Source organism: Sulfitobacter sp. 1A12157 (genome assembly GCF_043557345.1).
Taxonomy (GTDB): domain Bacteria; phylum Pseudomonadota; class Alphaproteobacteria; order Rhodobacterales; family Rhodobacteraceae; genus Sulfitobacter.
In genome coordinates this window covers 519,734-535,359 of the sequence record NZ_JBIFFV010000002.1, presented here as the reverse complement: position 1 = coordinate 535,359, position 15,626 = coordinate 519,734, and the positions used below count along the sequence as shown (strand labels likewise).

Sequence of the window (15,626 nt, the reverse complement as noted above, 5' to 3'; positions counted from 1 at the left end):
CCTCTGCCTCTGCCTCTGCCTCTGCCTCTGCCTCTGCCTCTGCCTCTGCCTCTGCCTCTGCCTCTGCCTCTGCCTCTGCCTCTAAGAAAAAGCACGGGACAACAGCAACCAAACTTCAACCAAGAATTGCATTTGTGACAAAGCTTCCTTAGCGTAACGCAATGCAACAGGATCGGCCCCTTGTCGGAATAACCCTTATGATGGGCTTCTGCATCGTAGCGCCCGTGGGCGATGCGGTGGCCAAACTGCTGGGCGCTTCGGTCCCCTTGGGGCAGGTGGTGCTGCTGCGCTTTGCCATTCAGGCGCTGATTCTGATCCCCCTCGTCTGGTACTCCGGGCGCATCTGGCACATGCGGGGCCGGGTGTTGCGGCTGACCTTTTTGCGCACCCTTTTGCATATTGCGGGCATTGCGGCGATGTTCACCGCGTTGAAATACCTGCCCCTCGCAGATGCGGTCGCCATCGCATTCGTCATGCCTTTTTTCATGCTGCTGCTCGGCAAGTTCATCCTGAACGAAGAGGTCGGCCCCAGACGTTTGGGCGCGAGCATCGTGGGCTTTCTCGGCACGCTTTTGATCGTGCAGCCGAGCTTTGCCAATGTCGGCTGGCCCGCGTTGCTGCCGGTCGTCGTGGCGGTCGTCTTTTCCTTCTTCATGCTGGTGACGCGCCAGATCGCGAAAGAGATCGATGCGATCAGCCTGCAGGCCGTCAGCGGGGTCATGGCGGTGGTGATGATCCTGCCGCTCCTCGCGCTTGGCACCATGACGCAGATCGCGCCGCTTCGGCTTATCCAGCCCGATGCGCTTGACTGGACCCTGTTGCTCGGCATAGGGGTGCTGGGCACGGTGGCGCATCTTTTGATGACATGGTCGCTGCGCTTTGCCCCGTCGGCCACATTAGCGCCGATGCAATATCTTGAAATTCCCTTTGCCACGCTGCTTGGGCTGGTGATCTTTTCCGACCTGCCCAACCCACTGGCGGGGCTGGGCATTCTGATCACCGTCGGTGCGGGGCTCTACATCGTCATGCGCGAGCGGGCCACGGCGCGTGCTCTGGCCGCAGCAGTCGCGCCGCCAGTGGCGCCATAAGACGGCGCGGCAAGATCAGCAGCATATCTGGGCCGTCGATCTCAAGCGTGACCGGCCCCAAGGCGCGGTTCGACGTGCCGATCCGGCCACCGGGCGCGAAATTCAGCCCCTCGATCGGCCATTCCAACCCTTGGCTGCGCCCCGTCACCGGAGCCAGAGGCATGAGAGAGACGACATCTCCCGCCGCCGTCGGCAGCCTGATCCGCGGCGGGGCGAGCAGCACGATCTCATGCGCGCCCAACAGGATGCAGGAGTGATGCGGATGGGTGGCGAGCGTGTTGAAAGCCGCAAGCTGATGATCCAAACGCGCCCCGGTAAAGCCGACCCCGAGCACAAGCGGAGCGTCGATCCGCGTCAGCGCCTTGTCGAAATCGGTGCTCTCTTGCTCGGCGATGCGGTGGCACCGCGCGGCCGGGATTTGGGCCAAGACCTCTGCCGGGGCTGAATCCAGATCGCCGATGACTGCCGCCAGTTCCACCCCAGCCGCCACGGCCGCCGCAGCACCGCTGTCCGCCGCCACGCAGGTCGGGGCCAGCGCCAGCGCCGCTTTAATGTCCCCTGCAAAGACCTCTCCGCCGCCGAACAACGTGACGGCGCCCCTATCCCGAACTATGTAGTCTGAAGTGGTCAATTAATGCCCCTTTTGGAAATCTGCCTTAATCTTGCCTTGAAATCATACGTTGAATGGCACAGATTCGAGCCGCTTTGGTCTTGGACGTCGTGGTAAACGATACCTGCAACACCGCAGAGGACGAGCATCCGATGATGAACAGCAACAAAATCTTGACGGTCTCCTATGGCACTTTTTCGTGCACGCTGGAAGGCTTCGACGATTCCTTCGGCACAATGAAGGCCATTGCCGAGTATTTCCGCGATCTGGCCTCGGATGACCGTTACTTCGGTGCCGAACCGCCGCAACCCGATGCCGAGATGCTCGCCCGGATCGCACAGCGCGAAGTCTCCCGCCGGGTGCAAGCCCGTGAGCAGGAAGGCAAGATCGTGCTGAGCGCTCTGGAGAACCAAGGCGCCGAAGCCCCGGCCCAAGCGCCCCCCGCAGCCGCGCCGGTTCAGGCCGAGGCCGCCGCACCGCAAGCCGCCGTCGCGGCAGCGCCTGCGCAGGTTGAGGAAGAGGCGCCTGCCCCCCTCAAGGCTGAGATCGCCGACACTGCCGCGGTGGAAGCGCCCGCCACGCCGGAAGCGCAGATCGCAGAAGCCGTTGAAGAGCCCACGCCTGCCGCAGAGCCAGCGCCGGTTGCCGAAACAGAAGAGACCAGCGAAGCCGAAGCCTTCTTTGCCGCCAGCCCGCAGCCGCACTCCCATTTCGAGGACGAAGCGCAGGAGGCCAGCGTCGAAGATCTGCCCGCCACAAGTGCCGCGCCCGCCGACAGCATCGCCGCAAAACTGCAACGCATCCGTGCCGTCGTCGCCCAGCAGGACGAAGACGAAGCGGCTGGCTATGACGAGGAAGAAGCTGCGCCCGTGGCCCGCGCCACCGCTGAAACGCAAGCCGCGCCGGAAGAGAGCCAAGCCGCCATCGCCGCCGCCCGCCGTGACATCGAAGACGCGTTGGAGGCCGATGAGGCGACCGAAATGGCACAGGAGGCCGCGGAAGACGAGGACGACGATCTTGCCGATATTCTCAACCGGCTTGAGGGCGAAGAGGAGGATGAGGCGGAAAGCGCCGAGACGGATGAGAGCCTGTTCGAGGCCCAAGCCGATGAGGCGCCCGAGGCCGAAGCCGAAGCCGCACCGGAGATCGACGCCGCCGACCTGCCGCGCAAAGGGCGCGTGATCAAGGTCAAGCGCGCACATCTCGAAGCGGCTGTGGCGCGGGGCGATCTCGAAGAGGTTTCGGACCCGGCACCGCAAGAGGCGCCTGCCGCGAAAACCGAGGAAAAGCGCAGCTCTTCCCTGTCGCCCGAGGATGAAGACGAACTGGCCCGCGAATTGGCCGCTTTGGAAGCCGAACTCGGTGGCGCCGCCCCGGAAGAGGCCGAAGAGACGCCTGCCGTTGAGATGGCCGAGCCGGAAGCGGCGCCCGCTCAGGAAGAGCCCGAAGAGGTCGAAGCCGCAGCGGAACCGGTCGAAGAGCGGCCCGCGCCCGCCCAAGCGGCCCGTCACAGCCTGCCCACCATCGACGATGACGCCGACCGCGACATGTCGCGCCTGATGGCGGAAACCGACAGCAAGATGGATGAGGCCGAAAGCACCACGCGCCGCGATGCCTTTGCCCATCTGCGCGCCGCCGTGGCCGCCAAGAAAGCCGACGAAGCGATGGGGGGCCGCGCCACCACCGCGACCTCGGATGACGCCTACCGCGAAGATCTGGCCGATGTGGTCCGCCCGCGCCGCCCCGTCACCCGCCCGGCCCGGACCGAACGGCCCAAGGCCGATGCCCGCTCCGCACCCCTGAAACTGGTGGCCGAGCAGCGCATTGATGTCGACAAGCTGCGCAGCGCCGGCCCCGTGCGTCCGCGCCGGGTGGCCGCCGTGGTCGAGCCGGTCAAGACCAACCCCGACGCCGAAAGCTTTGCCGATTTCGCCGCCGACATGGGCGCCACCAAACTGCCCGAACTGCTTGAGGCGGCGGCATCTTACATGTCGTTCGTCGAGGGGCGTGACCAATTCTCTCGCCCGCAGTTGATGGGCAAGGTCCGCTCGATCGGGTTGCCGGATTTCACCCGCGAAGACGGGCTGCGCTCTTTCGGTCAGTTGCTGCGCGCAGGCAAGATCGAAAAGATCAAAGGCGGGCGTTTCACCGTCTCGGATGAAATCGGCTACCGCCCCGATCACCGCGCCGTGGGTTAAACCACGGCCCACCGCTGGATACGAAAAAGCGCCCCGCGGGGCGCTTTTTTATTGCGTTCTAACGATCATCTTCCGCATCGGGGTCGGCCTGTCCGATGCCCCGAAAGACAAATTTGAACGGCAGCGCCCAAACGATGCCGAGGGCGACGTAGATGCCAAGCTCAAGCAGCACCGGCGGGCGGTCGAATTGGGCCACCGTCCAGACCGCCACGGCGATATAGCTCGGCAGCCCGATCAGCAGGATCACCAGCGCCCAACGGCGGCGTGCTCTGTAGCTCAGCGCCATCAGATCAGTCCGCGAAAGGGTCGGTCACCAGAATGGTGTCCTCCCGCTCCGGCGAAGTCGAGACGAGGGCCACTGGGCATTGGATCAACTCTTCGACCCGGCGCACGTATTTGATCGCATTGGCCGGAAGATCGGCCCAGCTGCGCGCGCCTTCGGTCGATTCGGACCAGCCCGGCAGTTCTTCGTAGATCGGCGTGCAACGGGCCTGCTGCTCGGCGGCGGTGGGCAGATAGTCGAGCCGCTCGCCGTCTAACTCGTAACCGACGCAGACCTTCAGCGTCTCGAACCCATCAAGCACGTCGAGCTTGGTCAGGCAGATGCCGGTGATCCCGGAGGTGGCGCAGGTCTGGCGCAGCAGCGCCGCGTCGAACCAACCACAGCGGCGCTTGCGCCCGGTGGTGGTGCCAAACTCATGGCCGCGCTCGCCCAGACGTTGACCATCCGCATCCTCAAGCTCGGTCGGGAAAGGGCCTTCGCCGACACGGGTGGTGTAAGCCTTCACGATGCCTAGCACATAGTCGATGGCGGTGGGGCCAAGGCCAACGCCGGTCGCCGCCTGCCCCGCGATCACGTTCGACGACGTGACAAAGGGATAGGTGCCAAAGTCGATGTCGAGAAGCGCGCCCTGTGCCCCTTCGAAAAGGATGCGCTTGCCCGCCTTGCGCTTCTCGGCCAGAACCTTCCAGACGGGGGCGGCGAAACGCAGGATTTTCGGTGCGATTTCTTGCAGTTGCGCGATCAGCGCGTCGCGGTCGATGGCCTCGACGCCCAAGCCCTTGCGCAGCGGGTCGTGGTGCTGCAACGCGCGGTCGACGCGGGCCTCCAGTGTCGCGGCGTCGGCCAGATCGGCCACGCGGATGGCGCGGCGGCCAACCTTGTCTTCATAGCACGGCCCGATGCCGCGTCCGGTGGTGCCGATCTTGGTGCCCTTGCTCGCCGCCTCTTCACGGGCGCGGTCAAGCTCACCGTGGAAAGGCAGGATCAGCGGGGTGTTTTCCGCGATCATCAGGCTCTCGGGGCTGATTTCGACGCCCTGCCCCTCGATCGTCTCGATCTCTTTCAGCAGGTGCCACGGGTCCAGCACCACGCCATTGCCGATGACCGACAGCTTGCCGCCGCGCACCACGCCCGACGGCAGCGCATGCAGCTTGTAGACCTTGCCGTCGATGACCAGAGTGTGGCCCGCGTTATGCCCGCCTTGGAAGCGTGCGATCACATCGGCGCGTTCGCTGAGCCAGTCAACGATCTTGCCTTTTCCCTCGTCACCCCATTGGGCGCCGACAACGACGACATTGGCCATGATATATTCCTTTGCGATGTCCCGCGCCCGTATAGCGACAGTGGCAGGCGTGTGAAACTCGAAAAAACGCGGGAGCGGATTTAGACGCTTTGCCCCGCCTTCAGATGCACCGGGTCGCCATGCGGGGTGCTGAGATAGGCGGCCTCCCATCCATCGCGCAGGGTGCGCAGATCACCGGGGCGGGCATGGCCCGCGTCGATCAACAGGGTTTCGAGGGTTTCGAGCCAAGCGTTGAAATAGTCCTCCCCGCCGTTCAGCGCCCGCGCCAGCCCGTGGCGCGCCAAAGTCGCGCCAAAGCGGTCGGCCCAGAAGGACCAGTCGAAAAGACCGCTCTCGTTCAGATGCACCGTCAGCGCGAAGAGCTGCGCGTGCCATGGCGCCTCGAACACGGGTTCCGGGGCGCTCATGGGACCGCCAAATAGCTTTGCCACAGGTCCAGCACGACCTCATCGCGGGGATGTTCGGGATGCGCCCAAAGCTCAGAGGCCGGGAAGGCCACCGCGTAAAGCGGCTCTGGCGCCTCGCCCAGATCATGGGCGTTGCTGTCAGGCAGAACATGGGTGCCATGCAGCCGCAGCACCCGCCCTGAAGCGCCCGCGGCATAGGCGGGCAGCCGGGTGTGCCCGCCCGGAACAATGGTGTTTTCCGGCTGCTTGCGGGTGACGACCCTGTCGCCCGGCGCAAAGAGCGGCGCGATATCCGAGGGGCGGTCCGCCGGGCCACCGCGGGCCAGCACCCCGGCCACTTGGGGCGCTTTCAGCGCCTTTTCCGCCAGCGGGCTGGGCGTGGGCGCGGCTTTGCCCGACAGTTCCTCACGGCTGACCACCCCGCGCGCGACCAGCATATCGGCCACCCCGGCGATCCATTTCTCGTAATAGCTGAACCGCATGTAATCGGTCGGGGCCAGACATTCGCGGGCATGGCGCGACACGTCGATGTTCCATTTGCCCAGTGTTCCCGTGGCCAAGGTCAGCGCCAGCGCGCGGCGGTGCCAATCGGCGTGAAAGACCACGTCTTCGCCCTCGGGCGTCACCGCGCCGTGGCCGAAACGCCCGCCCATGTCATGCACGCGGGTCATGGCGCTTTGGCCAATCCGGTGCCGATCATACTGTCACGGGTGACAAGATCGGCCAGTGCTGCGACCTCCATGCCGTCGCTTCCCGCCGGGCGTTGCGGGATCACCAGATAGCGCACCTCAGCCGTCGAATCCCAAACGCGCACGGCGGTCTCGTCGGGCAGGTCGACGCCGAATTCAGCCAGCACCTTGCGCGGCTCGCGCACCACGCGGGCGCGGTAGGCATCGGATTTATACCAGCCCGGCGGGATGCCCAAAAGCGGCCAAGGATAGCAGGAACATAGGGTGCAAACGACGATGTTATGCACCTCCTCCGTATTCTCCACCGCGACCATATGTTCGCCCTGCCGCCCGAAGAACCCCATCTCGGCCACTACGGCGGTCGCATCCTCAAGCAGCGCCGCGCGAAAATCAGGATCGCTCCAGGCGCGGGCGACAACCTCGGCCCCGTTGCGCGGCCCGATGCGGTTCTCATAGGTGTCGATGATCTCATCCAAGGCGGCGGGGTCAATTAGCCCCTTGGCCGTCAGCAGTGTCTCTAGCGCCTTGACCCTGAGCGCGGGCTCGGGCGGCAGCAGGGCATGGGGGTGGTCGTGGTCCGAATGATCATGTGGCATGGCGGCAGACTGCCCCAGCGGCACTCGGCTGTCCATCGCCGATCAGGGGCAATCCCTTCATTTCTCTGCAAAGAATATGGGCGAATTTGCCCGCATTTCATGCTATAGTGAGGGTACGAAGCGAGTCTGCACCACCTTAATTCCAGGATAGCCCTCTTATATATTGTGGTTGAGTACTGCTTCAAAAGACCGTCGCCCCCATGCGGCGGTCTTTGCTCGTGCCTTTGATCCCTTAGGCCTCCCCCTCCTGATGCGATCCCCCCCCCCGGCGGCAATCCACCCTTGCCCCCATGGGCAAAGACGAATAGATACCCGCCAACCAAAACCGAAAGCTGTCGTACCCATGGAAAATGTCGTTCTGATCATTCACCTGATTCTGGCTCTTGGCCTGATCGCCGTGGTACTTCTGCAACGGTCCGAGGGCGGCGGCCTTGGCATGGGCGGAGGTGGCGGCGGTGCCGTTTCGGGCCGCGCGGCAGCCACCGCACTGGGCAAGGTGACATGGGCGCTTGCAGCCGGTTTTATCGCCACCTCGATCACGCTGACCATCATCGCGGCGGAAAAATCCGCAGGCTCGTCGGTCATCGACCGGCTGAGCGCGACACCGCCCGCCCAGAGCCAAGATGGCAGCCCAGCCCTGCCCGCGGGCGACGATCTGCTGCCGCCTTCCGCGGATGGCAACACACCGCTGGTCCCTGCAGCCGATTAACCTAACGAACACAAAACCTTGAGGCACGGCCCGGTTCCGCAACTGTATGTTGCGGCGGGCCTTGCCTCAAACGCACGAATCCTGTAAGGCTTAAATCCCGTGGTGTTGCGGTTTTCCGCAACGCGTTTGGCTGGTTTTTGCCTGCAACAAACTTTGAATTCACGGGGGTCTCCGATCACATGGCACGCTATATCTTCATCACAGGCGGTGTGGTCTCGTCGCTGGGCAAGGGTCTGGCCTCGGCGGCTTTGGGTGCCTTGCTTCAGGCACGCGGTTTTTCGGTGCGTCTGCGCAAGCTGGACCCCTATCTGAACGTCGATCCCGGCACGATGTCGCCCTTCGAGCATGGCGAGGTCTTCGTCACCGATGATGGCGCAGAGACCGACCTCGACCTTGGGCATTACGAGCGTTTCACCGGCGTCGCCGCGCGGAAGACCGACAGCATCAGCTCGGGCCGGGTCTACTCCACCGTGCTAGAGAAAGAGCGCCGCGGCGATTATCTGGGCAAGACCATTCAGGTGATCCCCCACGTTACAAATGAAATCAAAGACTTCATCGACATCGGCGATGATGAGGTCGATTTCATGCTTTGCGAAATCGGCGGCACCGTGGGCGATATCGAAGGTCTCCCCTTCTTCGAGGCGATCCGTCAGTTCAGCCAAGACAAGCCGCGCGGTCAGTGTATCTTCATGCACCTCACGCTGCTGCCCTACGTAAAGGCCAGCGGCGAATTGAAGACCAAGCCGACGCAGCACTCGGTCAAAGAGCTTCGCTCCATCGGCATCGCGCCCGACATTCTGGTTTGCCGCTCCGAAGGGCCGATCCCGGCCAAGGAGCGTGAGAAGCTGGCGCTCTTCTGCAACGTGCGCCCGGATTCGGTGATCGCCGCGCAGGATCTGAAATCGATCTACGAAGCTCCGCTCGCCTATCACCGCGAGGGGCTGGATCAGGCGGTTCTGGATGCTTTCCAGATCACCCCCGCGCCCAAGCCGAACCTGTCGCGTTGGGAAGATGTGGCCGACCGCATCTACAACCCCGAGGGCGAAGTCAAAGTCGCCATCGTCGGCAAATACACCCAGCTTGAAGACGCCTATAAATCCATCGCCGAGGCGCTGACCCATGGCGGCATGGCGAACCGGGTCAAGGTCAAAGTTGAATGGGTCGACGCCGAGATTTTCGACAGCGAAGACCCCGGTCCGCATCTCGAAGGGTTCCACGCGATCCTCGTCCCCGGCGGCTTTGGAGAGCGCGGGACCGAGGGCAAGATCAAAGCCGCGCAATATGCCCGCGAGCATAAGGTGCCCTATCTGGGCATCTGCCTTGGGATGCAGATGGCCGTGATCGAAGCGGCGCGGAACGTGGCGGGCCTGAAAACGGCAGGGTCGGAGGAATTCGACCATGAAGCCGGTAAAAAGCGTTTCGAGCCGGTGGTTTATCACCTCAAGGAATGGGTTCAGGGCAACCACAAAGTGGCGCGCAAAGTCGATGACGACAAGGGCGGCACCATGCGTTTGGGGGCCTATGACGCGACGCTGGTCGAAGGGTCGCGCGTGGCCGAAGCCTATGGCACCACCACCATCGACGAGCGTCACCGCCATCGCTATGAGGTCGACATCGCCTATAAGGACCAGCTTGAGAAGGCCGGGCTGAAGTTCTCGGGCATGTCTCCCGACGGCAAGCTGCCTGAGATCGTCGAATGGTCGGATCACCCGTGGTTCATTGGCGTTCAGTTCCACCCTGAGCTGAAGTCCAAGCCCTTCGACCCGCATCCGCTGTTCAAGGATTTCGTGCGCGCCGCCAAGGATGTCTCGCGGTTGGTATAAGCTTTTGAGGCCCGTGCGTTTTGCGCCGGGCCTTTTTTCTGCCGGGCAACCACTAAGAGACCCGGAATCAAGCCGCAGGCGCCGGGCCATCGCCTGCCCGCCCGCCACGCCGTAGGCATGCCATCATTCATTCGGCGCACCTGCGGTGCGTCGGGTAGGCGATTTCGCGACGGGCGCGTACTTCTGCGAGAACACATCACGGTAGCACCATAAAGTGGCATGGATCGCGGTTTGGTTCGCCCACCCGCGGACAGGCGCTGGCCCTTGGCTCCCCCTCTTTCGCGTTGCACCCGCCAACCACTCCGCTACAGCTAGGCCATGCTGAGCTATCAACACATCTACCACGCCGGAAACCTTGCAGACGTGCAGAAACATGCGCTTTTGTCGTGGATGCTGTCCTATCTCGCCCGCAAGGACAAACCGCTCACCTATCTGGAAACCCATGCAGGGCGGGCGCTTTATGACCTGTCGGATGCGGCGGCGGAAAAGACCGGCGAAGCGCGGCAGGGCATCGACAAGGTGCGCGATTGGTTCGCCCCCGATCATCCCTACAGGCAGGTTCTGGAAGCGCTGCGCGAGGCCCACGGCCCCCGCGCCTACCCCGGCTCTCCGCTGTTGGCCGCGAAACTGCTGCGCCCCGATGATCGCATCCATCTGGCCGAGTTGCACCCGCAAGAGCACAGCGCCCTTGATCTAGCGATGTCGCCCTACCCCGCGAAATGCCACCTCAGCGACGGATTCGAGATGGCCTTTGCCCTGACCCCGCCAACACCGCGCCGGGGGATGCTGCTGATCGACCCCTCTTACGAGATCAAAACCGATTACGAGACCATTCCGCGCCAGATCGCCAAACTCAACCGCGCGTGGAACGTGGGCATCATCGCCCTGTGGTATCCGATCCTGACAAACCGCGCGCATGTACCGATGCTCGACAAGCTTACCGCCAACCACCCCGATGCGCTGCGCCACGAAGTGCGCTTTCCGCCCGCGCGGCCCGGTCATGGTATGGTCGGCTCGGGCATGTTCGTGATCAATCCCCCCTACGGGCTCGACAATGAGGCACAGAACCTCACCGCCCGTTTCGCCACTTTGACCCAACAGGAGAGATAACAGATGCCAAAGGGCTATTGGATCGCCACCATGGATATCCACGATACCGCGATTTACGACAAATACCGTGCCGCCAATGCCAAACCCTTTGCGGATTACGGCGCGCGCTTCCTTGTCCGCGGTGGTACCCAGCAGATCCGCGAAGGGCAGATGCGCGCCCGCACCGTTGTTTTGGAATTCGACAGCTACGCCGATGCGGTCGCCTGCTACGAAAGCCCCGGCTACCAGCGTGCAAAAGACATCCGGCTGAACGTCGCGGACGGGTCTTTGGTGATCGTTGAGGGCTATGACGGCTAGCCCATCTGGCCCCTTGCAGGAACCTGCGCCCCCGATGCGCAGTTTCCTCTATGGCGACCCTGTTTCCTGCGATAAGTGAGCCCCATGCTGAACCGACTGTTCCCCCGCCGCAAGGCACAGCCGAAACCTTTGCCGCAGCCCAATGCCCAACTGGCACTGGGCGCGCTTTTGGTGCGCGTGGCCTTTGCCGACCGCAACTACCGCGCCTCTGAGATTGGCCAGATCGACCGCATTCTCGCGCAGACCTTTGGCCTGAAACCCATCGAGGCCGCGAAACTGCGTGCCACCTGCGAAGCGCTTGAGCGCGACGCCCCCGGCACGCCGGAGTTCACCCGCATTCTGCGCGAAGAGGTCGACTATGCCGACCGCAAGGCATTGGGCGAGGCGATGTGGCAGGTAGCCCTTTCGGATGGCGCGCGCAACGATGACGAGGAGATTCAGCTTGTCGCCATCGAAACCGCCCTCGGCCTGTCGGATGAGGATATGGCCGCGGCCCGCGCCAACGCTTTGAACGAGCTATGACATTCCCTTTTCCCGCAGCAGGATGATGACGCATATATGTTTGGTGACTTTCTCAACCGGCTAACCCAGCCCGAACCCGATCCATTGGCCGACAATGACGCCCGCCTCGCGCTGACCGCGCTTTTGGTGCGGATCGCCCGGTCCGACAATGACTACGCGATGAGCGAGCGGCGTCTGATCGACCGGATCGCGGCCGAGCGTTACGGCCTGAACGAGACCGACGCCACCGCCCTGCGTAAAGAGGCCGAGGCGCTTGAGGCGCAAGCCCCCGACACCGTGCGCTTTACCCGTGCGATCAAGGATGCGGTGCCCTACGAGCACCGGCTAGAGGTCATCGAAGCGCTTTGGCAGGTGGTTCTGGCCGACGGAAGCCGTTCCGATGAAGAGGACGCGCTGCTGCGGCTGGTGTCGAACCTCCTTGGCGTCACCGATACCGACAGCGCCATGGCGCGCCAGCGCGTCGCCAAGGAAAGCTGACCGAGCGTCAGCACCGATGCCGCGATGCAACGCGGGTCAAACTCTGCGTTGCAATTTCCGTCGATTCGTCGCTTTATAGCGCACTGAAATGACAGATTGGCGACAGTTTCCGTGACCACAGACACCCCGGTTATCCAGATTAAGAACCTCCACAAGGCCTATGGCGCGCTGGAGGTTCTCAAAGGGGTCGATCTGACCGCCCCGCGTGGCCATGTGATCTCGCTCATCGGGTCTTCCGGCTCGGGCAAATCGACCCTTTTGCGCTGCTGCAACCTGTTGGAGGACAGCCAGCAGGGCGAGGTGATCTTTAAGGGCGAGCCGGTGCGTTGGAAAGGCGACGGCCACCAGCGCTGCCCGGCGGACGCCAAACAGGTGCTGCGCATCCGCACCAACCTGTCGATGGTCTTCCAGCAGTTCAATCTCTGGGCGCATATGTCGATCCTGCAAAACGTGATGGAAGCGCCGCTGACCGTGCTGGGCCGCGACCGGGCCGAGGTGGAGCGCGCCGCGCGCGGCTATCTGGAAAAGGTCGGCATCGGCGACAAATGCGATGTCTATCCCGCCCAGCTCTCCGGTGGGCAGCAACAGCGCGCCGCCATCGCCCGCGCACTCTGCATGGAGCCCGAGGCGCTGCTGTTCGATGAACCCACCAGTGCGCTCGACCCCGAGTTGGAGCAGGAAGTCGTCAAGGTTATCAAGGATCTGGCCGCAGAGGGGCGCACGATGGTGATCGTGACCCATGACATGAAACTGGCCGCCGATGTCAGCGATCATGTCGTCTTTTTGCATCAAGGTCTGATCGAAGAACAAGGGACGCCCGAAGAAGTCTTTGGCGCGCCCAAATCGGAACGTCTGCGTGGGTTCCTTTCGGCAACCCAGCCTGCGTAAACAAGAACCAAAGGGAGTTACCAAATGAAAAAGATCCTACTGGCAAGTGCCGCGCTCAGCATGACCGCTGGCTTCGCGATGGCCGAAGCCCATGGCAAGACCATCCGCATGGGCACCGAGGGCGCCTACCCCCCCTACAACTTCATCAACGACGCCGGCGAAGTCGACGGGTTCGAGCGTGAGCTGGGCGACGAGCTGTGCAAGCGCGCTGAACTGACCTGCGAATGGGTCAAGAACGACTGGGACAGCATCATCCCCAACCTCGTGTCGGGCAACTATGACAACATCATGGCCGGGATGAGCATCACCAATGAGCGTCGCGAAGTCGTGGCCTTCACGCAGGACTACTACCCTCCCACCGCTTCCGCCTATGTCGCGGCATCTGAAGATGCGGATATCGAAGGCGGCGTTGTTGCTGGTCAGACAGCCACCATTCAGGCCGCACATGTTGCCGAAAGTGGCGCCACGCTGATCGAATTCGCGACCCCGGAAGAGACCGTTGCCGCCGTGCGCAATGGCGAAGCCGACGCAGTCTTTGCCGACAAGGATTACCTTGTGCCGGTCGTCGAGGAATCCGGCGGTGAGCTGATGTTCGTGGGCGATGACGTGCCGCTTGGCGAAGGCATCGGCATGGCGCTGCGCCAGTCGGACGGCGAACTGCTTGAAACCTTTGACGCGGTCATCACCGAGATGAAGGAAGACGGCTCGTTGAACGAACTGCTGAAAAAGTGGTTCGGCGACGACACCAACGTCTACGAGTGATCCAACCTCAGGCGCGCCCCGGTGGCGCGCCTGACCCTCCTCGCGCGGCACCGCTCGCGCGGATCAGCCCTCGCGCGGCACCCTCGCGCGGACCAGCCCATGGGGGCCCATGTTTTCTTTCTGCTCTGATCCATCGATCCTGGACGACTGGTTCTGGACCGCCTGTTATCTGACAACCGGCGTTCATATGTCGTTCTACATCTCCTTCCTCAAGGTCTTGATGCTGCTCGCCGTGACCGCGCCCGTGGCGCTGGCCTTCGGCTTTGGCGGGGCCATGATGGCGCGCGCGCGGTTTGCGCCACTCAGCTGGTTCGGCAAGGGCTATATCGCGCTGGTGCGCGGTGTGCCCGATATCGCTTTCTTTCTGTTTTTCGTCATCGCCTTGGATCAGGGCATCGAATACCTGCGCCACAAGGTGCTCTGCCCGGATTGGGACATGCCGATCCGCCAAGGCAGCGACTTCGTGGTCTGCCAAGAGGCCAAGATGCCCCTGGGCAATGCCGCGCAATGGGTGCATGAGACCTATGGTTTCAGCCTCGCCGTCTTTACCTTCGCCATCGTTTTCGGCGCTTTTGCGGCCAATGTGCTTTTCGGAGCCATGCGGGCCGTGCCAAAGGCGCAGCTTGAAACCGCCGAAGCCTATGGCATGACCCACCGCCAGACCTTCTGGCGCGTCCTGGTGCCGCAGATGTGGGTCTATGCGCTTCCGGGCCTCAGCAACCTGTGGATGGTGCTGATCAAGGCCACGCCGCTGCTGTTTTTGCTGGGTGTCGAGGATATCGTCTATTGGGCGCGTGAGCTGGGCGGCACCAAGACGCCCCGCTTTACCGATTACCCGCATCCTGACTGGCGCATGTGGTACTTCCTCGCGCTGCTGGTGTTCTACCTTCTCTTCACCCGCATTTCCGAGATCACGTTGGACCGTCTGATGAAACGACTGACACGCGGCCAAGCCACCACCGGCGGCGAAGCCCAGCGGAGGGCCGGCGCATGAGCTGTCTGCAAACGATTCAGGACTACGGTCTGCGGTCCCTTGGCTATGGCGAACGGCTGCTGCCGCGCGACGACTTCACGCTTTGCGAGCAGTTCACGCTGATTGGCTCGGGCATGATCTGGAACGTCTATTTCGGCGTCGTTGCCCTGCTGACCGGCTTTTTCTTCGCCACGGCACTTGGCGTCGGCAAGGCCAGCGCGAACCCGTGGTTCCGCAAACCTGCGGAATGGTTCATCTTCATCTTCCGTGGCTCGCCGCTCTTCATCCAGTTCTTCTTTGGCTACTTCCTGTTTCTGTCGCTGAAATCCGAATACGCCTTTTTCGGCCCCTTCACAGCGGCATGGCTGGGCGCGTTGATCGTGCTCTTTCTCAACACTGCCGCATATTCGGGCGAAATTTTTTACGGCGCGCTGCAGTCCATCCCCAAGGGCGATGTGGAGGCTGCGGATGCCTATGGTCTGTCGGGTTGGTCACGCTTTCGTCGGGTGATCTGGCCCACCTCGCTGCGGCTCGCTTGGCCCGCCTATACGAACGAGGCGATTTTTCTGTTTCACGCCACGACACTGGTGTTTTTCAGCGGTTTCCCGGCATGGCAACAGCGCGGCGATGCGCTCTACTACGCCAGCTATTTCGCGGACAAAACCTTCAACCCCTTTGTCCCCTATCCCATTCTTGCCGGTTATTTCATCCTTCTGACGCTTTGCATCATCGGCGTCTTCGGTTTGATCAATTCCCGCCTCAACCGGCACCTTCCACAGGCCCAACGCCGTAAAATTCGCTTGCGTCCTAATTTGATCCGGTAGTATCCATTATTTGATCAAATTACGCGGCGCGTGGGCGCCAACCGCTTTTGCCCCTCTCCGGGCGAAC

18 protein-coding genes are annotated in these 15,626 nt (G+C 62.8%); 12 read left to right on the top strand and 6 right to left on the bottom strand.

Annotation, left to right across the window (positions count from 1 at the left end; translation table 11 throughout):
* The first annotated feature begins 161 nt into the window (after nucleotides 1-161).
* The gene (locus ACGYLC_RS06585) at nucleotides 162-1,088 is read left to right on the top strand and encodes a DMT family transporter (protein ID WP_394422242.1); all 927 of its coding nucleotides are present in this window, start codon (nucleotides 162-164) and stop codon (nucleotides 1,086-1,088) included.
* Here the strand turns inward: ACGYLC_RS06585 and ACGYLC_RS06580 are convergent.
* On the bottom strand, nucleotides 1,024-1,719 hold the full coding sequence (locus ACGYLC_RS06580; protein WP_394422241.1) for a thiamine diphosphokinase: 696 nt from the start codon (nucleotides 1,717-1,719) through the stop codon (nucleotides 1,024-1,026). The two genes, ACGYLC_RS06585 and ACGYLC_RS06580, sit on opposite strands and share 65 nt — an antisense overlap.
* Before the next feature lie 53 nt (nucleotides 1,720-1,772).
* On the opposite strand from ACGYLC_RS06580, the gene ACGYLC_RS06575 reads away from it, so the two are divergent.
* Nucleotides 1,773-3,896, top strand: a complete 2,124-nt coding sequence (locus ACGYLC_RS06575; RefSeq protein WP_394422240.1) for a hypothetical protein — start codon at nucleotides 1,773-1,775, stop codon at nucleotides 3,894-3,896.
* Between the two features lie 58 nt (nucleotides 3,897-3,954).
* Here the strand turns inward: ACGYLC_RS06575 and ACGYLC_RS06570 are convergent, their stop codons facing one another.
* The 5 genes from ACGYLC_RS06570 to nthA all read right to left on the bottom strand — a co-directional run bounded on the left by ACGYLC_RS06570 (nucleotide 3,955) and on the right by nthA (nucleotide 7,174).
* Nucleotides 3,955-4,182, bottom strand: a complete 228-nt coding sequence (locus ACGYLC_RS06570) for a DUF2842 domain-containing protein (protein ID WP_394422239.1) — start codon at nucleotides 4,180-4,182, stop codon at nucleotides 3,955-3,957.
* Between the two features lie 4 nt (nucleotides 4,183-4,186).
* Nucleotides 4,187-5,482: an adenylosuccinate synthase gene (locus ACGYLC_RS06565; protein WP_394422238.1), complete on the bottom strand. Its 1,296-nt coding sequence runs from the start codon at nucleotides 5,480-5,482 to the stop codon at nucleotides 4,187-4,189.
* An 80-nt stretch (nucleotides 5,483-5,562) separates the two neighbouring features.
* A complete protein-coding gene (locus tag ACGYLC_RS06560) occupies nucleotides 5,563-5,889 on the bottom strand; it encodes a nitrile hydratase accessory protein (RefSeq protein WP_394422237.1) in 327 nt (108 codons plus the stop codon).
* Nucleotides 5,886-6,560, bottom strand: coding sequence for a nitrile hydratase subunit beta (gene nthB / locus ACGYLC_RS06555; protein WP_394422236.1), 675 nt, complete (start codon nucleotides 6,558-6,560; stop codon nucleotides 5,886-5,888). Before nthB ends, ACGYLC_RS06560 begins: the two co-directional genes overlap by 4 nt.
* On the bottom strand, nucleotides 6,557-7,174 hold the full coding sequence (gene nthA, locus ACGYLC_RS06550) for a nitrile hydratase subunit alpha (RefSeq protein WP_394422253.1): 618 nt from the start codon (nucleotides 7,172-7,174) through the stop codon (nucleotides 6,557-6,559). Before nthA ends, nthB begins: the two co-directional genes overlap by 4 nt.
* 343 nt (nucleotides 7,175-7,517) lie before the next feature.
* Between nthA and secG the strand changes: the two genes are divergently transcribed.
* The 10 genes from secG to ACGYLC_RS06500 all read left to right on the top strand — a co-directional run bounded on the left by secG (nucleotide 7,518) and on the right by ACGYLC_RS06500 (nucleotide 15,559).
* On the top strand, nucleotides 7,518-7,883 hold the full coding sequence (secG, locus tag ACGYLC_RS06545; protein WP_067262351.1) for a preprotein translocase subunit SecG: 366 nt from the start codon (nucleotides 7,518-7,520) through the stop codon (nucleotides 7,881-7,883).
* Nucleotides 7,884-8,062: 179 nt separating this feature from the next.
* Nucleotides 8,063-9,706 carry a CTP synthase gene (locus tag ACGYLC_RS06540; protein WP_067262354.1) on the top strand — a complete coding sequence of 548 codons (1,644 nt, stop codon included), beginning with the start codon at nucleotides 8,063-8,065 and terminating at the stop codon, nucleotides 9,704-9,706.
* Between the two features lie 318 nt (nucleotides 9,707-10,024).
* Complete coding sequence (locus tag ACGYLC_RS06535; protein WP_394422235.1) at nucleotides 10,025-10,816, top strand: 23S rRNA (adenine(2030)-N(6))-methyltransferase RlmJ; 792 nt, start codon at nucleotides 10,025-10,027, stop codon at nucleotides 10,814-10,816.
* A gap of 3 nt (nucleotides 10,817-10,819) precedes the next feature.
* Nucleotides 10,820-11,113, top strand: coding sequence for a DUF1330 domain-containing protein (locus ACGYLC_RS06530; RefSeq protein WP_067261008.1), 294 nt, complete (start codon nucleotides 10,820-10,822; stop codon nucleotides 11,111-11,113).
* 84 nt (nucleotides 11,114-11,197) lie between these two features.
* Nucleotides 11,198-11,635: a TerB family tellurite resistance protein gene (locus ACGYLC_RS06525; protein ID WP_394400120.1), complete on the top strand. Its 438-nt coding sequence runs from the start codon at nucleotides 11,198-11,200 to the stop codon at nucleotides 11,633-11,635.
* A gap of 36 nt (nucleotides 11,636-11,671) precedes the next feature.
* Entirely contained in the window at nucleotides 11,672-12,112 is a 441-nt protein-coding gene (locus ACGYLC_RS06520) for a TerB family tellurite resistance protein (RefSeq protein WP_394422234.1), read from the top strand.
* 111 nt (nucleotides 12,113-12,223) lie between these two features.
* On the top strand, nucleotides 12,224-13,000 hold the full coding sequence (locus ACGYLC_RS06515; protein ID WP_209219002.1) for an ABC transporter ATP-binding protein: 777 nt from the start codon (nucleotides 12,224-12,226) through the stop codon (nucleotides 12,998-13,000).
* A gap of 24 nt (nucleotides 13,001-13,024) precedes the next feature.
* A complete protein-coding gene (locus ACGYLC_RS06510; protein ID WP_394422233.1) occupies nucleotides 13,025-13,762 on the top strand; it encodes a transporter substrate-binding domain-containing protein in 738 nt (245 codons plus the stop codon).
* Between the two features lie 109 nt (nucleotides 13,763-13,871).
* Nucleotides 13,872-14,756 (top strand): ABC transporter permease, encoded by an 885-nt coding sequence (locus ACGYLC_RS06505; RefSeq protein WP_394400126.1) that lies wholly within the window; start codon nucleotides 13,872-13,874, stop codon nucleotides 14,754-14,756.
* A complete protein-coding gene (locus tag ACGYLC_RS06500) occupies nucleotides 14,753-15,559 on the top strand; it encodes an ABC transporter permease (protein ID WP_394422232.1) in 807 nt (268 codons plus the stop codon). The genes ACGYLC_RS06505 and ACGYLC_RS06500 overlap by 4 nt, the downstream gene beginning before the upstream one ends.
* Nucleotides 15,560-15,626 lie beyond the last annotated feature (67 nt).